The sequence below is a fragment of the Rufibacter glacialis genome (assembly GCF_008271745.1).
Taxonomy (GTDB): domain Bacteria; phylum Bacteroidota; class Bacteroidia; order Cytophagales; family Hymenobacteraceae; genus Nibribacter; species Nibribacter glacialis.
Window position 1 is genome coordinate 779,860 of sequence record NZ_VKKZ01000019.1, and the last position, 14,636, is coordinate 794,495.

Consider the following 14,636-nt stretch of genomic DNA (forward strand, 5'->3'; position numbering starts at 1 on the left):
GCTGGAGATGGGCAGAGGCAGGTAGTTCCGCGAAAGCGTTTTCGGGCTAAAACGTTAAAATGCGCCTAAAAGGATTTCAGCCATTTCTCGGCGGAGCCTTCCTCTTCAAAACCGGCCACGATACTGGTCGTGATCAAGCTCAGGGCTTTTTCTGTGGAGAGGTGGCTGAACGTGCTGGTGGAAAAGACAAAGGCATGGTACTCCAGACCCAGGGCCTCTGCGCGGGGGTGCCAGTCCTTCGCAACCCATTCAGCGAGGTCCACCCAGAGCCCCCGCACTTCCAGGTGATTGTCCAGGAGTTTATGGCAGAAATTCTTCTTCAGGTGAACCCCAATGCTTTCGTAGCCTTCCTTGATCTGCTCATTTGAAAGATGCCCTTTCCATTTACTGAGGAGAATATCATCTATGGCGTTATATTCCAGGGTGAGGGATTCTGTGCTAAGGAGGTGTCTGTGCTTCATGGGAGAGAACAAAAGAATTTTACTACATGCTAAGCCGGCGGCCTAAAGTGGGGTAGAAAGGGTATGGGTTTCTTTCTTCCGAAGGGAGATTTACTTCACCACCCGTACTTGCATACCGACATCTTTCAAAGGCCACTTGGTCTGGTCTACCGGAACGGCGGCGATGCTGTCTACTACGGCCATGCCCTCTACCACTTCTCCGATCACGGTGAAGGTCTGGTCCAGGTTAGGGGCGCCGCCCTGGGTACGGTAGACTTGTTTCTGAGCAGGCGTCAGGTTCAGCTTAAACTCCTTGATGGTGGCCTGCAACTCATAGTCTGGCAATTTGTGGCCCTGTACAATATAGAAGTCTTTGTTAGAGGACATGCGCTCGGGGTTTTCGTCGTCTCCGTAGCGGGCCATGCCTACCGCGCCGCGCTTGTGAAAGTAATGTGGTTTAATCTCAGCTGGAATCTTGTAGGTACCGATTTTCATGGTCTGGAAATCTGAGCGCCCGCCCTGGATCATGAAGTCTTTCTCTACCCGGAAGAAGACGGTTTTGTCAAAGAAGCCATAATTGGCCAGCCGCACGAAATTTGCCCGGTGCAGGGGCGTGTCTTTATACAGCCTGATTTTGATGTCGCCTTTAGGGGTGCTGATCAGGACCAGGGTGTCATGCGGATGCGCCTTCCCATAAGCGGTCAGGGAGTCTACCGCCGTTTCTTGGGTAAGAAGGGCAGGTTCCGGGGCCGGTGGTGGGGTGTTGGCCTGGGTAGGTGGGTCCTGTTTCTGCCCGCAGGCGCACAACAAGGCTAGGGAGAATAATAAGAAGATTTTACTGCCAAACGAGGGAACACAGCTGAACAGGGCCATTCTAATTCTTAGGCTTTGGTTAACGGGCAGGTAAAGCTAAAAGAAGGAAGTGAATTCGCAAAAAGCACTTTCAAACCGAGGGATGCTGTCAAGGTGGGCTTGATTTTCAGGGGGAGCCAGGTTTGACCCAGATGGGGAAAAAGGGCTCTGAAACGGCCGTATACGTTGAAAATAATGGAAAGATACAGCGTTTAGACCTTGTGCTGGCCCTTTCTTCTTTTTACATTAGGTACCATTCAACTGAGAGTGGTCAACATTATTTCACCTTAACTTACAAGTGATTATGCGCAACAAGTACCCTTTCATCCGTCCGTTTAAATTTTTTATTGGCGCTGCCTTGGTCGCTTTTTCCTGTACCTTCCAAAGCTGCGAGAATGCAGAGGAAGCCGTGCAGCCAGAAGAAGTAGTTGGTGTTTCTAATACTGGTGACATCATTGCCGGAAAATACATTGTGGTCCTGAAAAAGGAAAGTGGATTACGTTTGGCAGAGAGTGCGTCTTATGCAGAGCGCCTGCGGCAAGTGAAAAGCTTCGGGCAGGGAATTTTGCGGGAGCGGGGCATTAACCCCGAAGCCATTGAGCAGTCGTATGGCAAGGCTTTGCAGGGGTTCGCGGTGAGTCTCTCAGAGGCGGAAGCTGCTAAACTGAGCCGTGACAGCCGGGTGGCCTATGTGGAGCCCGACAAAGTGATCAGCTTAGGCAAGCCGGGCGGCGGTGGAACCACCCAACCTGCGCAGGAGGTTCCTTATGGCATAGCAAGGGTAGGATATGCCAGCGGGGCTGGAAAAGTTGCCTGGGTGATTGACTCTGGTATTGACCTGGACCATCCAGACCTGAACGTAGACAAAGCTCGTAGTGAAACCTTCATTACCTCAGGTACTGATTCCCGCAGCGCGGATGACGGCAACGGGCACGGCACCCACGTGGCAGGTACCATTGCGGCCAAAAACAATACCATAGGCGTGATTGGTGTGGCGCATGACGCCACCGTGGTCGCCGTGAAGGTACTGAACTCACAGGGCAGCGGCTCTACTTCTGGTGTCATGGCCGGTATAGACTATGTGGCAACCAACGGGAAAGCCGGAGACGTGGCTAACATGAGCTTGGGCGGTGGGGTTTCCACCACCTTAGACAATGCGGTGGTTAACGCAGCCAGTAAAGGAATTATCTTCTGTCTGGCCGCCGGCAACGAGTCTGATGATGCCCTCAACCATTCTCCAGCGCGGGCCAACGGTCCCAACGTGTACACCATCTCAGCCATGAACAATAAGGATGCTTGGGCCTCTTTCTCTAATTATGGCACCCCGGTAGACTATTGCGCGCCTGGCGTAGCCATCAAATCCACCTGGAAAGGCGGAGCCTACAACACCATCAGTGGTACGTCAATGGCTACGCCGCACGCGGCCGGGGTCATGCTGCTTGGCAACCCAAGAACCGATGGAACCGTGATAGGGGACCCTGATGGTAACCCAGATCGCATTATCATCCATTAATTTGGTGTAACAAAAACAGAAAGGCCGTTCCTGATTCTTCAGGAACGGCCTCTCTGTTTTAAGCCTGATTTTTCTAAAAATTGCCTAAAACCGAGCCTGCGCTTGCCCGAGCTTTGGCGGGAAAGGTATTTACAGGGCCTGGTTTTTTGGCGCAAAATCCTTCGCTGTTCCTATGGGCTGGTCATTGCGGCACCATTCGCTCCAGGAGCCCACGTACAGCTTGGCGCCGGAGATACCGGCGCTTTCCAGGGCTAAAAGGGTGTGGCACGCTGTCACGCCCGAGCCGCAATGCACAATCACTTGCTCTGGAGAGACGTTTTGCAGGACTTTTCTGTATTTCTCTTGTAAAGCAGGCGCAGGAAGAAAGCGGCCGTCAGGCACTAGATTCCCGGTGAGCGGAACGTTGACGGCCCCGGGAATATGGCCCGCCACGGGGTCAATGGGTTCACTTTCTCCCAGATACCGGTAGGCATCGCGCACGTCTATCACCAGGTGTTCTTTGTCTCCGGCTACGCGGGCCACTTCCTCCAGATCTGCGGTAGGGCGTTGCCAGTCCGTCACCGGATAAGCAGGGGCCGGGGTAGGAGCGGGAACGGCATCATGGACCGGGAAACCAGCTTGCTTCGCAGCCTGAAAACCTCCGTCTACCACCTGTACATTGGCATGGCCTACGGCTTTCAGCATCCACCAGAAGCGGGCGGCAGCGTTGGCTCCGGCTTTGTCGTCATACACCACCACGCGGGAAGAAGGCGTAATACCCAATCCTCCCAGGTAAGCTGCGAATTGCTGTATAGGCGGAAGCGGATGCCGGCCTCCCTGGGCAGCATTCTGGGGAACAGCTGCCAGGTCTTTCTCCAGATCCACATAGCGCGCGCGCGCCAGATGTTCCTGCTGGTATTGGTCAAAGGCCTCCGGCCCTTGCCGCGCGTCAATGAGAATCACCTCTTGTGCGTTGGCTAGGGAAACCAATTCCTGCGGGTCAATGATGGGGTGTACCATGGGCTTGTGCGTTAGATAATGTTAAAGCGGCTTAAGAAAAACTAGTGAAAGACGAGGGTCGTTTGCCCTGCTTTTTCAAAAACCCAGCTTAAAACGGGCCGGCATAGCTTTTACTCGGCTTTGGGGTCTTCGCAGTTAATGTCTTTGAAAACCTGACTGATGGCGTCTTCCGCATTGCGGAGTTTCTGCTTGCACAGCTTGATTAACTCTGAGGAGCGCTGAACTTTCTGGGTCAGTTCATCCACGTCTACGTCGTCGTTCTCAATGGCTTTCAAGATGGCCTCTAATTCTTGGGTGGCTTGTTTATAAGTAATATTGCTCATAGCTAAGTAATTAAGAATGGGGAATTAAGAATTAGGAATTGAAATAATTAGAAAAGGATGTAGTGTAAACTAACCCAAGCCAGATTCTTAATTCCTAATTCTTAATTCGTAATTAAAAAAGGTTAATCAAAAAGGTCTGGTTCTTTGGTTTTGGTGACTTTGCTGGTGACGGTGCCGGCCAGCAGGCGGGTCTGCAACAGGTCGCCGGGCGTTACCTGGTCCAGGGACCGCAGCAGCTTGCCGTTCACGTAGGTGAGGGTATAGCCCCGCATGAGCATGATCTCCGGGTCATGGGATTTGACGTCCATTTCCAGAAGCTGGAGCTGGTGCCCTTTGATCTGCAAATGGTCTTTGGCCCCGTACAGCAGCCGTTGCTGGTTTTTCTGGAAATGGAGCCGGGCTTTCTGGATTCGCTGCTCAGAGGACATCTGCAGGCAGTGTTCCAGGTGGGTCAACTTCCGCTGCCCCGTTTCCATCTTCTTCAGGCTACAGGTCTCCAGGTGCTGCGAGTACTGATGTTGCTTGTTTTCCTTTGTGCGGAGCACCTGTTGTACCGCATGGGTAAGCCTGAGTTCCTCGCACATGACATGCCGCTGTTCACTAGTAAGGAATTTCTGCGGTTTATCAGACAAGGTGCGGGTCTGGCATTCCAGCTGGTAGTGCCGGTTATGGAGAAACGTATTGGTGCGTTGCTGGATCTGGGACGTGAGCAGGGCTACCCGCCGCTCCTGGGCAACGGCCAGGGCCGAAGCGGCTTCTTTGATCTGGAAAAACACGCCTTCCATGGTGGCCTCAAACTCATTGAGGCGGTCAATAAGGAAAGCGGCCACGGCGGTGGGGGTTTTCAGGGGCGTGTGGGCCACCAGGTCGGTGATGGACTCATCGCGCTCATGCCCAATTCCGGTCAAAACGGGCAGGGGCATCTGGGCGACGGCGGAAGCCAGCTCATAGTGGTCAAAGCATAATAAGTCGGTCTGAGAGCCGCCGCCCCTGATAATGACCACCGCATCAAAGGCCTGCTGTTGCAGGGTTACTTTGGAAAGCGCCGCTTTGATGGAAGAAACGGCCTCCATGCCTTGCACGCTCGCCTCAAACAGCGTAAGCTGGAAGGAGTAGCCAAAGGGGTTGTTTTCCAGCTGGGCCACAAAATCCTGGTAGCCGGCGGCGGTGGGTGACGAGATGATTGCCAGCCGTTGGGGAACCTCAGGGAGTACCTTTTGCTGATTCAACTCCAGGAGCCCTTCGGTTTGGAGCCGCGCAATGGTTTCCTGCCGTTGCCGGGCCAGGTCGCCCAGGGTATAGGTGGGGTCCACGTCGTGGATCTCCAGGCTGAACCCGTACAGTTCATGGAACCGGGCGCTGGCATTGAACAGGATTTTGAGGCCGGCCCTTAGTTTATGGCCCGTCTGGGCTTCAAAATACTGGGCGATCTCCTGGTATTGGCGCTTCCAGATGGTGCCTTTGGCCTGGGCGGTGAGGGTGCTTTTAGAGCCGGGTTCCTTGTCGGTGAGGGTGAGGTAGCAGTGCCCGCTTTGGTGGTGGACCCTAGCCTCAGAGATTTCGGCAATGATCCAATACCGGTGCGGCAGGGCATTTTCCATCTCCTCGCGCAGGCGGCGGTTGAACTCATAGAGCGTGAAGGGACGGTTGGTGCTGATTGTAAACGAAATTTCTTCGCGGCTACTCTGAAAATGTGTCCCCATGCCTTGCGCTCCTCTTGATTTCAGTCTCCTAAAAGTACGGTTTTTATGATTTCCGCCAATGCGTTGGCTAAAATTTTAAGCAATTTGGTGCCGGGTTAAAAATTTCCTAAGAATATTAGGAAAGACCTATGCTCAGCAGAAAGATCTAAAGTAGAAAACTTTAAGCGTCTTGTCATCAAAAGTACCCCAACTTAAACGCAGATAGAGTGACCAACCTCCTGGTTACTATGTCAGGCTTGTTTTGGGGAAAATAAGTCTGAAACAAAGTTGTGGCCCCGGTCCTTGAGCAGTGTTCCTTTTCAGGGGAAGTAGCAGATGGCCTTGGGGAAGGCAGGAGGCCTGGAAAAAGGGAAAGAAGTCAAAAAGAGGTATTTATCTGGGCTCATTTCTCCATTGTTCTCGTGAAATTGTTCATAAAGTACAAATCCTTCCCTAGGCTCTTCGCGTTTTAAGAATCATTCCTACCTTTGGTAACCCCAGGGGGCGGGAGGCCATGCTCACCACCAAGAAAACCGTATGCCAGCATTAGTACTCAGCGAAATCTACATTTATCCCATCAAATCTTTAGGCGGTATTTCCCTGACTTCAGCGGAGGTGGAAGAAAGAGGCCTCCAATATGACCGGCGCTGGATGCTGATTGACGACAGTGGCATCTTTCTCACCCAGCGGAAAATAGCCGAGATGGCCCTGCTGCAGGTGGCCCTGAGTCCGGAGGGCCTGCTGGTGACGCATAAATCCCGCGTCCTGGCTCCTTTGCTGGTTCCCTATGAGGCCAACAGCACCCGCTCTACCCTGGTCACCATCTGGGACGATATCTGCTTTGCCTTTATCGTGAGCCCTGAGGCAAACGCTTGGTTTTCAGAAGCGCTGGGGATCAACTGCCGCCTGGTGTACATGCCAGAGAATTCCATCAGGTTGATTGACCCTAACTATGCCAAGCACAATGAAAAGGTGAGCTTTTCTGACGGTTACCCATTCCTTATCATCGGGCAGGAGTCGTTGAATGATCTGAATGCCAGGTTGACAGATCCTGTGCCCATGAACCGGTTCAGACCCAACTTCGTGTTCACTGGCGGGCAGCCCTACGCCGAGGAGCAGTGGAAGACGTTCAAGATTGGCAATGTCTTGTTCTACGGGGCCAAGCCCTGTGGCCGCTGCAACGTGACCACCATAGACCAAGACACGGCCCAGGCCGGTAAAGAGCCGCTGCAAACCCTGGCCTCTTACCAGAGCAAGGGCAACAAGGTCATCTTCGGGATGAACCTGATAGGTCTTTCTACGGGAACGGTAGCGGTAGGCGATCCCATCTCGGTGATGGAAACCGCCTCGGTTTCTGCCTCTATGTAAGGGAAGCATTTTACCGGCAGAATGATAAAAACACCCGGTAAACCAATGGCAGGGCTGTAAGGACTTCAGAGGGCAGGAGGTGGAAATAAAAGTAGTGGCGTTAAGGCACTTGCAGCGGGTGTTGTTTCTGCCGTACTTTGTAAGCGAAACGACAGATATCCCCCTTTTTCCCATGGTGCACACAGATAATGACTATGCCACAACCGGTCATGATGCGGTTTTAGAAGCGGTTTACCTGCTCTACAAACGGCAGGGCACTTCAGCGGAATTCAGGGAAGCCAACCAAAGAGCAGTGGCTTCTATGGCCAGAACCTCTGTGCAGCGGTTATTCGTAGATGCAAGGCTGATGGGCGTGGTGTCTCCAGACGACCAGAAGTGGGTGGGCAATTCCATTGTAGAGCAGTTAGCCGCCCGTGCCAAAGGCAGTTATCTCTACATCGCCTTGGTGGTATCTGAGAAAATCTTCACCAAATTAGCCATTCATGCCATAGAGGAAATCTCCAACGGGAAAGGCATCTGCCTCAACCGGCATTTCTACTCGGTCTCAGAGGCCAAGCATTGGCTGGCCCGGCAAACCAGAGAGGCAGGCAATTAAGCCACCTACCGCCAAACCTTTAAGCACCAAGAACCATGACGCAGCACAGCCTTTATTTAGTCACCGCCCAAGGAGGAGAGCAACTGGACCTCACCTACGCCAAAGAATTGCGCAGTAACAATCTTTTCCCGTTCGGACTGCATAACTATGCCATTTACCGTACCCCGGAGGGCGTGTACGTGAAGGCCACTAACTCAGACAATCCCAACCTTATGCTGGACCAGTACGAGGTCATTGAGGAGGCCGCCGCCCGGGGCTATTCCCATCCGCACCAGCGGGTGGAAGAAGAGTAGGTCACTGTTACCTGGCACGCCTTCCTGCGTAAAACAACCCGGTTGGGGCAGATCAAACTTTATCTGCCTTAACCGGGTTGTTCATGTAAAGCGATAGACGCATGCGAATTATAACTATTCCTCCCCCGCGATTTCCTTTCTTGGTGCTAGTGCTGGGGTTGTTCCTGTTGACGGCCTGTAGTCCGCAAAACACGTTGAAAGGCGTTTTTGAGAAGAAAACCCCTTATGAGAAGTACCAGGCGGGCCTGAAAGAAGCCAAACTGGATCAGACCGCGCTGGGCCAGCAGTGGCTGGCGGCCGGCGAACGCGCGCTGCAGCAAGCGGTTCCGGTCTCCCTGCCTTTTAAAGAGACAGGGTATTTCCCGGCAGAAAAACCCATGGCCGCCAGTTACCGGTTTACGGTCAAGCAAGGGCAGAAAGTGGCCGTGAAAGTAGAAACCCAAGGCCAGCAGGTGCCCCAGGTGTTCATAGACCTGTTTGAGGCCGACCCTACCCAGGCGTCGGTCCCCAAACAGGTGGCCTACGCAGACACCACGGCCCAAAGCCTGGAGTATGAGGTGGAAGAGGAGCTGCCGCATCTGGTGCGGCTCCAGCCAGAGCTTTTACGGAGCGGGCAGTACACCGTCACTATTGAAACCATGCCCATTCTGGCTTTTCCGGTGCAAGGCAAAGACAGCCGGGCCGTGCAGAGCTATTGGGGCGCGGAACGCGATGCCGGCGCGCGGCGGCACGAGGGCATTGATATTTTCGCGGCCCGCAATACCCCGGTGGTAGCCGCGGTGGAAGGCGTGGTGACCCGGGTGAACGAAACGCCCATTGGCGGGAAAGTGGTGTGGCTTTCTGACCTGAAACGTCAGCAGAGCCTGTATTATGCCCACTTAGACAGCCAGCTGGTGCAGCCTGGGCAACGGGTTTCCGTTGGAGATACCTTGGGGCTGATGGGCAACACCGGCAACGCCAGAACCACCGCGCCGCACCTGCACTTCGGGATTTACCGGTTTGGGCAGGGGGCGGTAGACCCTTTCCCCTACGTGCACCAAAGTCGCACCAAACCAGCCTCGCTGCAGGCAGATGAAAAAAGGTTCGGGGATTGGGTGCGGGTAGCAAAAGCCAACACTACCTTGCGCGAAGCCCCGGCTTCCTCCGCTACACCCATCCTCACCCTTTCCAAACACGTTCCGTTGCAGGTGTTGGCTGGCTCTGCCAATTGGTACCGGGTCATGCTGCCCAACGGACAGCAAGGCTACCTGGCCGCCTCCCTGGTAGAAAACCTGGAGAAGCCCCTGCAGACTGTTCGGCTGCGCCGGGAAGCCCCGCTCTTAGATGCCTCTTCAGCGTTGGCGGCCGCCCAGAAGAGCCTGGCGGCTGATTCCATGGTGCAGGTGCTGGCCAAGCAGGAAGACTTTTGGCTGGTATCAGAAACGAACGGGGCTACCGGCTGGATTCCCGCGGAAGCGGCCAGATAGAGATCTTCCTGCCTAAGTTGAACTTATAAGGTGCTAGACCGTACCTGTCAATGACAGACAACCTTCCTGAAACAACCCACACGTACAACTATGTAAATAATAGGTATGGCCAATATATGGGCGGTTACCAGTGCGCACTCCTATATCTCCCTTGCCTTTGAGGAGGACCAGGATTGGGTTTATGTTAAATGGAGCGGTCACATAGATGCCGACGATGTGGTGGCGGCGGCCACTACCTACCTCACCGTACAACAGGAAAAACGGTTCCCCAAGCTCTTGAATGACAAAAGTGAGGTGACCGGAGAATGGGAAGGGGCCAATGACTGGTTGGAGTTTGACTGGATGCCTCAGGTAGAGACCACCGGCTTGAAATACTTTGCTTTGGTGCTCTCCCGTGACATGCACGGCCTGGTGACTGCGCAGGATTTAAAGCGGCGGCTAGGCGATAGGTGCCAGGTGGGCTTGTTCTATGACTTGCCTTCTGCCCAGGAATGGCTTGCTTCTTTTGCCACCACTCCTGGGTAAGGCCAAGGTACGTTATTAAATCAATCTAGCTTTTACTGTTTCATTTCCCGGTACAGGTCTTTGGCGTCTTTGCCGGCTTCCAGCGTGAGGTATTCGGCCTGCAGGGCCTTGATCTTTAGTTTGTCATTAGTCGGGATCTGGGCTTCCACCAGGTCTTTTTTCTCGTTCAGCCGGCGGTAGATGGCATCTACATAATCCCAGTCAGAGGCGGTCCAGGTGGTGCGGCGCTGGCGCACGTTCTGCAGGAACTGGGTGTACACGTCGCGCATCTGGTCAGCGGGTATCTGCACTTCCAGGGCGTTGGGCGTCCCGAAAAGCTCTGTCTCTATGCGGCGCAGGGTTTCCTGGTGCAGGGGCACCTCGCCGCGCTGCTGGTTCCGGGCCTCCCAGTTCTCGTACTTTCTCCGCAGTTCTTTATATTCTTCCTTTGATTTCTCAGAAAGGCTGTCTAAACGGGTGTCTAGTTGAGAGGAGCGTTGCTTGAACTCTTCCCGCACCTTGGGGCCTTTCTCCAGCAGGGTGCTGTCTGTTTTCTCGGTTTTGTCTTTCACCCACTCCCGTAGCTCGGCCAGGTCTGCCTCTGCCCGGTTCTGAGGCTGGTTGTTGGGGTCATTGTTGGAAGGGGAGGTGCGTTCACAGGCGGTGCCGCCCAGTAGTACCAGAAAAAGCGCACCAGTCGCCGTATAGTTTGAGGGTTTGCGCATCATATTTATTTTTTGCTATGTATACGCAATTCTTCAGGATTGGTGGTGTTCAGGAAAAACGGAGCCCGAAACGGAAGTAGAGGAGGCCCGAAAAGAGAAAGGTGTTTCAGGGTCTGTTTCAAAAAACAAGCCCTGAAACACCCTTGGTTCAGTGGTTCAGACGGTTCTGCCTGGCGGTTTAGAACAACCCGAAAAGCTCAATGTTGATGCGGTCAATGATCTCGCCCAGGTCCTCGGGCTTTTGCACAAAATCCATGTGGTTCACGTCTATGACCAGCAGTTTCCCGTGCTTGTATCCGGCAATCCATTGCTCATAGTGCTCATTGAGGTTCTTGAGGTAGGCCAGCGAGATATTGTCTTCATAGTCGCGGCCCCGTTTCTGGATCTGCTCAATGAGTTTAGGGAGGTCTGCTTTCAGGTACACCAACAGGTCTGGGGCCTTCACCAGCCGGGTCATGGACTGGAAGAGGTTGAAGTAGTTCTGGTAGTCGCGGTCGCTCATCATGCCGGACTGGTGCAGGTTCTTGGCGAAGATGAAGGCATCTTCATAGATGGTGCGGTCCTGGATAACCCCATTGGTGCGTTCATTGATCTTGAGCACCTGGTTGAACCGGTTGTTCAGGAAGAAAACCTGTAGATGGAACGCCCAGCGGGGCATGTCTTCATAAAAGTCTTTGAGGTAGGGGTTGTCATCTACGGCTTCCAGAAAAACCTCCCATTTATAATGTTGGGCCAGTTTAGTGGCTAGCGTGGTTTTTCCTGCTCCAATGTTGCCTACTATTGCAATATGCATGGGTTGTCTCTACTGTTGTTAAACGCGAGCCGCAAAAGTACGGCTTTGCCTTCAGATTTCTGGCAGCGGAAAAAAGATAGGCTTGAAAAAGTAGCGCTATGACAGCGTGTTGCTTACCCATTCCACCACATTCATGAGAGAGAACCGTATTTTGGTGAGCAGGAGGTCTTTTTCCTGTAAGGTGCCTTTCTTCCAGGCTTTCTGTTCCTGCTTGAGTTGGCTTTTCTCGGTTTTGGTACGGGGCGTAGGAAGCAATTTTTCCAGGTCTGGCTTGCCGCCGTCTACCCAGCAGGTGTACCAGAAAGAACTGGTCTGCTCTGCCGCGGCGCGCATACGGTCCTGTACCATGGTACCCAGCGCCTGGTTATAGGCGGTACTGAAGGCGTCTGTATAGCTTTTGCGGGTGCGCCCGTTGCGTTCGGTGACTATGTATTTGGTGTCTTGGGTGAAAGTCTCGCTTACCTGCTTTTCTAGGGCCAGTACCTTAGGCACCAGCAGGTGCGAGGCCTTGATCACGTTCCAGATCTCTTGCTGCGGGTTTGGGAGGTAACGGGCCTTGTTATGTTGCAGGGAGTAAGAGGAGAGGTTCTGCTCGGGCAGCTTGGATTCCCAGAGGCTGTGCAACCCATGCTGGCCGGTGAGTTGCCCGTCATAGTTCAGGCTGGTGTGCAGCGGCACGTGGGCGTCTTGAATGTAATGGGCCAGGTCTGCAGAGTAATACAGAATGCTATCAGTGTCTTTCCGGAAGAAGGCCTGGGTGAGGCGCTCTTTCAGTTTCAGGATCTGCCACGGCACCACCCCATACTTCTGCAACGTGTCTGCGCTGTATTTGGCGGCGGCCTGGGTATACACCTGGGGCATTTCCTCCAACGGGTTCGCCCCGAAAGCCTCCAGGTCTATGAAGTGCCGGGGTGCTTCCTGGGGGTCATGGTCCCGGCGTTCATCAGGCCGCACCGAAGTCTCCACCAGAAGCGCCATGTGCCGGTGGTAAAACCCCTGCATGTCTTTGGGCAACCCGTAAATGGCCAGTTGCTGAATAACTTTGTGGCCGAAGAACCCCCAGCTATATCCAATCCCTGAGCAGAGGAAGAGAAGCCCAAGCGTCAATAGTACTTTACGGGGTGAGTTGCGAATCATAAATATATAAATTTACAATGTTTCACGGAATCAGAATAAATCTGTAGCCGGTTGGTTAATCGGCGCTTTCTACTTGGGGGATAGTAGGTTTAAGTGCATAATGTAGTCATTAAGCATGAATTGGGCAAAAGGAAGATCTACAATTTGTGAAATTTTAAATCCGTGCTTTAAATAAAAGTGCTGGGCAGGGTTTTCCCTATGCACATTAAGTTCTAATTCTGCTCCCCCAAGGTCCTTTACCCTTTGTGTCACTTCTTGGAGAAGTCGTTTGCCAAATCCATGTCCCTGAAAGGCCGGGTGAATGTACAGTTTGTTCAATTTATACAAGTGCGTAGCCGGATTAAGGCAGGAATAGGCCGCAAAAGCAGCTGGTTCACCCTCCGCCCGCAGCAACAGGAACGTCTGTCCCTCTGCCATCTGCTTCTCCAGGGCTTCCAGGGAATACACTTGGGCTAACATAAACTCAATCTGCTCCTTGGCCAGGATGTTCTGGTAGGTAGGGTACCAGGTGGCATGGGCCAGTTGATGGATGATGGCCGCGTCTGTGGTGGTTTGGATCTCAATGCGCGGGGCGTTTGGCAGGGACGGTGTCATAACGAATAAGTGCGAAGTGAATGTTGAATTGCTTGTAACGGGTCAACTATGGCAGACTTTAACCAGTTCTAGATAACTTCTCTGATAGCAAAAAACAAAGGTAGCGGCCGTAGCCACGAAAACACAAGGAATCGGTTAATCCTCTTCATTCCTTACCTCTTCAGCCCTTAGAAAGATCTCTGGGCGGTTTAAAAACCGATGCCTCAGGAGAGCGGCTGTAACCGTTATTTGTCAGGGTGGAGTGGGAATAGGCGGCTAGGGCAGGAGCTTTGGGTGGATCTATAAAGGCAAGCGTTTTTCCCCCGTTTTCTGAAAATGCCCCTTTAACAAGAGAGGTCCCTCACCCACGTGGAAAACGGGCAAGGGACCTCCAATAAGTTAAAAAACGAAAGATGCGTTATCTGAATTTATACCCCAATGACAGTTGGAAGACGTTGTTGGTGTGGTCAATGCCGCTGTCGCTGTCGTCGCGAGTATCAGATAAGCCCAGGTTGTAGCGCGCCGATACTTGCCAGGCGGCTACATCATAGCCTAATCCCAGGGCCACGGCTGCGTCATAGCGGTTCGTGTGTTCAGTGATGTCCAGGGAATGCTTGCCTTCTTCCCGCTTCGCCGATAATAAGATGCCGAACTGTGGGCCTACCTGGGCATGAAGTCCGCCCGCGATAGTGCCTTTGAAGATAAGCGGCACATTCAGGTAATGGTAGGTGAAGGTGTACGGGTGAATCTCCACGCCTTGTAAGGAATACAAAACTTCGGGCTGCAGCGCGAACCGGCTGGAGATAGGGGTAGAGGCAAAACCGCCAAAATGCGCCCCAATTCTGGGGTCAATATCCGCATTGGGCACCCGAATGGTAGAGACGTTCAAGCCTCCCTTGATTCCTAGGCTGGTTTGGGCCTGGGCGCCCACTACGCAAGCGAGCACCAAGGCTCCGGCTATCAATAGTTTTCTCATAAGAATAGTACTCTGTTAAAAATATGAAAGGTACGGCAATAATCCCGGAAGGATGCCTTTCGCGGAAAAGGGTACCAAATCTCCTGCCATGGCCACCTCCTTAACGGCTATTTATTAAAAAACCGTGTGCTCCAGGGGTAGATCTTCCAAAGGGCGGGCTTCTCTGCAAGAGCCCCGCTTATCTAGTACTCCCTTTTTGCTCCAAAGAATGGAGAAAGCGGATGAAGGATGGTGCCTTTTTTTGATGGGGGTTGGTTTAAGCCCTAGAGCAGCGGAAAACCCCAATGATATTTTTACTGTCTTTTTTGAAACCTTGCCTAAAAGGAGCCGTTAAAGAAGGTATAACAATTGGTTAAATAGTGTAAGCTGGCCAGATGGAGTGAAAAGCTAGGCTGAA

Annotated in this window: 16 protein-coding genes; 6 read left to right on the forward strand and 10 right to left on the reverse strand. The window is 53.0% G+C overall.

The features are described from left to right. Positions 1-65: 65 nt before the first annotated feature. Both FOE74_RS07800 and FOE74_RS07805 read right to left on the reverse strand, forming a co-directional pair. The gene (locus tag FOE74_RS07800; protein WP_149098018.1) at positions 66-461 is read right to left on the reverse strand and encodes a hypothetical protein; all 396 of its coding nucleotides are present in this window, start codon (positions 459-461) and stop codon (positions 66-68) included. Positions 462-551: 90 nt separating this feature from the next. Beyond that, positions 552-1,313, reverse strand: coding sequence for a peptidylprolyl isomerase (locus tag FOE74_RS07805; protein ID WP_149098019.1), 762 nt, complete (start codon positions 1,311-1,313; stop codon positions 552-554). A gap of 283 nt (positions 1,314-1,596) precedes the next feature. On the opposite strand from FOE74_RS07805, the gene FOE74_RS07810 reads away from it, so the two are divergent. Continuing rightward, positions 1,597-2,805 (forward strand): S8 family peptidase, encoded by a 1,209-nt coding sequence (locus FOE74_RS07810; RefSeq protein ID WP_149098020.1) that lies wholly within the window; start codon positions 1,597-1,599, stop codon positions 2,803-2,805. Positions 2,806-2,934: 129 nt separating this feature from the next. Here the strand turns inward: FOE74_RS07810 and FOE74_RS07815 are convergent, their stop codons facing one another. The 3 genes from FOE74_RS07815 to xseA all read right to left on the reverse strand — a co-directional run bounded on the left by FOE74_RS07815 (position 2,935) and on the right by xseA (position 5,830). Then, the gene (locus FOE74_RS07815; protein WP_149098021.1) at positions 2,935-3,804 is read right to left on the reverse strand and encodes a sulfurtransferase; all 870 of its coding nucleotides are present in this window, start codon (positions 3,802-3,804) and stop codon (positions 2,935-2,937) included. A 110-nt stretch (positions 3,805-3,914) separates the two neighbouring features. Continuing rightward, positions 3,915-4,127: an exodeoxyribonuclease VII small subunit gene (gene xseB, locus FOE74_RS07820; protein ID WP_149098022.1), complete on the reverse strand. Its 213-nt coding sequence runs from the start codon at positions 4,125-4,127 to the stop codon at positions 3,915-3,917. Positions 4,128-4,249: 122 nt separating this feature from the next. After that, positions 4,250-5,830, reverse strand: coding sequence for an exodeoxyribonuclease VII large subunit (xseA, locus tag FOE74_RS07825; protein ID WP_149098023.1), 1,581 nt, complete (start codon positions 5,828-5,830; stop codon positions 4,250-4,252). Positions 5,831-6,346: 516 nt separating this feature from the next. Between xseA and FOE74_RS07830 the strand changes: the two genes are divergently transcribed. The 5 genes from FOE74_RS07830 to FOE74_RS07850 all read left to right on the forward strand — a co-directional run bounded on the left by FOE74_RS07830 (position 6,347) and on the right by FOE74_RS07850 (position 10,056). Beyond that, entirely contained in the window at positions 6,347-7,177 is an 831-nt protein-coding gene (locus FOE74_RS07830) for an MOSC domain-containing protein (RefSeq protein WP_149098024.1), read from the forward strand. Positions 7,178-7,256: 79 nt separating this feature from the next. Next, entirely contained in the window at positions 7,257-7,772 is a 516-nt protein-coding gene (locus FOE74_RS07835; RefSeq protein WP_149098025.1) for a hypothetical protein, read from the forward strand. Positions 7,773-7,807: 35 nt separating this feature from the next. Continuing rightward, positions 7,808-8,065, forward strand: a complete 258-nt coding sequence (locus tag FOE74_RS07840) for a hypothetical protein (RefSeq protein WP_149098026.1) — start codon at positions 7,808-7,810, stop codon at positions 8,063-8,065. A gap of 101 nt (positions 8,066-8,166) precedes the next feature. Next, the gene (locus tag FOE74_RS07845) at positions 8,167-9,531 is read left to right on the forward strand and encodes a M23 family metallopeptidase (protein ID WP_149098027.1); all 1,365 of its coding nucleotides are present in this window, start codon (positions 8,167-8,169) and stop codon (positions 9,529-9,531) included. A 105-nt stretch (positions 9,532-9,636) separates the two neighbouring features. Beyond that, positions 9,637-10,056, forward strand: coding sequence for a hypothetical protein (locus FOE74_RS07850; protein WP_149098028.1), 420 nt, complete (start codon positions 9,637-9,639; stop codon positions 10,054-10,056). A 32-nt stretch (positions 10,057-10,088) separates the two neighbouring features. On the opposite strand, the gene FOE74_RS07855 is transcribed toward FOE74_RS07850, so the two are convergent. The 5 genes from FOE74_RS07855 to FOE74_RS07875 form a co-directional block, all read right to left on the reverse strand. Then, positions 10,089-10,763, reverse strand: a complete 675-nt coding sequence (locus FOE74_RS07855) for a hypothetical protein (protein WP_192576596.1) — start codon at positions 10,761-10,763, stop codon at positions 10,089-10,091. Positions 10,764-10,938: 175 nt separating this feature from the next. Beyond that, positions 10,939-11,553: a deoxynucleoside kinase gene (locus FOE74_RS07860; protein WP_149098030.1), complete on the reverse strand. Its 615-nt coding sequence runs from the start codon at positions 11,551-11,553 to the stop codon at positions 10,939-10,941. Between the two features lie 96 nt (positions 11,554-11,649). Continuing rightward, on the reverse strand, positions 11,650-12,690 hold the full coding sequence (locus FOE74_RS07865) for a zinc dependent phospholipase C family protein (protein WP_149098031.1): 1,041 nt from the start codon (positions 12,688-12,690) through the stop codon (positions 11,650-11,652). Between the two features lie 69 nt (positions 12,691-12,759). Beyond that, entirely contained in the window at positions 12,760-13,284 is a 525-nt protein-coding gene (locus FOE74_RS07870; RefSeq protein ID WP_149098032.1) for a GNAT family N-acetyltransferase, read from the reverse strand. Between the two features lie 397 nt (positions 13,285-13,681). Then, positions 13,682-14,239: a porin family protein gene (locus FOE74_RS07875; RefSeq protein WP_149098033.1), complete on the reverse strand. Its 558-nt coding sequence runs from the start codon at positions 14,237-14,239 to the stop codon at positions 13,682-13,684. Positions 14,240-14,636 lie beyond the last annotated feature (397 nt).

Coding starts and splice junctions, on each gene's coding strand:
- FOE74_RS07800 (WP_149098018.1), bottom strand. CDS start 461: ATGAAGCACAGACACCTCCTTAGCACAGAATCCCTCACCCTGGAATAT.
- FOE74_RS07805 (WP_149098019.1), bottom strand. CDS start 1,313: ATGGCCCTGTTCAGCTGTGTTCCCTCGTTTGGCAGTAAAATCTTCTTA.
- FOE74_RS07810 (WP_149098020.1), top strand. CDS start 1,597: ATGCGCAACAAGTACCCTTTCATCCGTCCGTTTAAATTTTTTATTGGC.
- FOE74_RS07815 (WP_149098021.1), bottom strand. CDS start 3,804: ATGGTACACCCCATCATTGACCCGCAGGAATTGGTTTCCCTAGCCAAC.
- xseB (WP_149098022.1), bottom strand. CDS start 4,127: ATGAGCAATATTACTTATAAACAAGCCACCCAAGAATTAGAGGCCATC.
- xseA (WP_149098023.1), bottom strand. CDS start 5,830: ATGGGGACACATTTTCAGAGTAGCCGCGAAGAAATTTCGTTTACAATC.
- FOE74_RS07830 (WP_149098024.1), top strand. CDS start 6,347: ATGCCAGCATTAGTACTCAGCGAAATCTACATTTATCCCATCAAATCT.
- FOE74_RS07840 (WP_149098026.1), top strand. CDS start 7,808: ATGACGCAGCACAGCCTTTATTTAGTCACCGCCCAAGGAGGAGAGCAA.
- FOE74_RS07845 (WP_149098027.1), top strand. CDS start 8,167: ATGCGAATTATAACTATTCCTCCCCCGCGATTTCCTTTCTTGGTGCTA.
- FOE74_RS07850 (WP_149098028.1), top strand. CDS start 9,637: ATGGCCAATATATGGGCGGTTACCAGTGCGCACTCCTATATCTCCCTT.
- FOE74_RS07855 (WP_192576596.1), bottom strand. CDS start 10,763: ATGATGCGCAAACCCTCAAACTATACGGCGACTGGTGCGCTTTTTCTG.
- FOE74_RS07860 (WP_149098030.1), bottom strand. CDS start 11,553: ATGCATATTGCAATAGTAGGCAACATTGGAGCAGGAAAAACCACGCTA.
- FOE74_RS07865 (WP_149098031.1), bottom strand. CDS start 12,690: ATGATTCGCAACTCACCCCGTAAAGTACTATTGACGCTTGGGCTTCTC.
- FOE74_RS07870 (WP_149098032.1), bottom strand. CDS start 13,284: ATGACACCGTCCCTGCCAAACGCCCCGCGCATTGAGATCCAAACCACC.
- FOE74_RS07875 (WP_149098033.1), bottom strand. CDS start 14,239: ATGAGAAAACTATTGATAGCCGGAGCCTTGGTGCTCGCTTGCGTAGTG.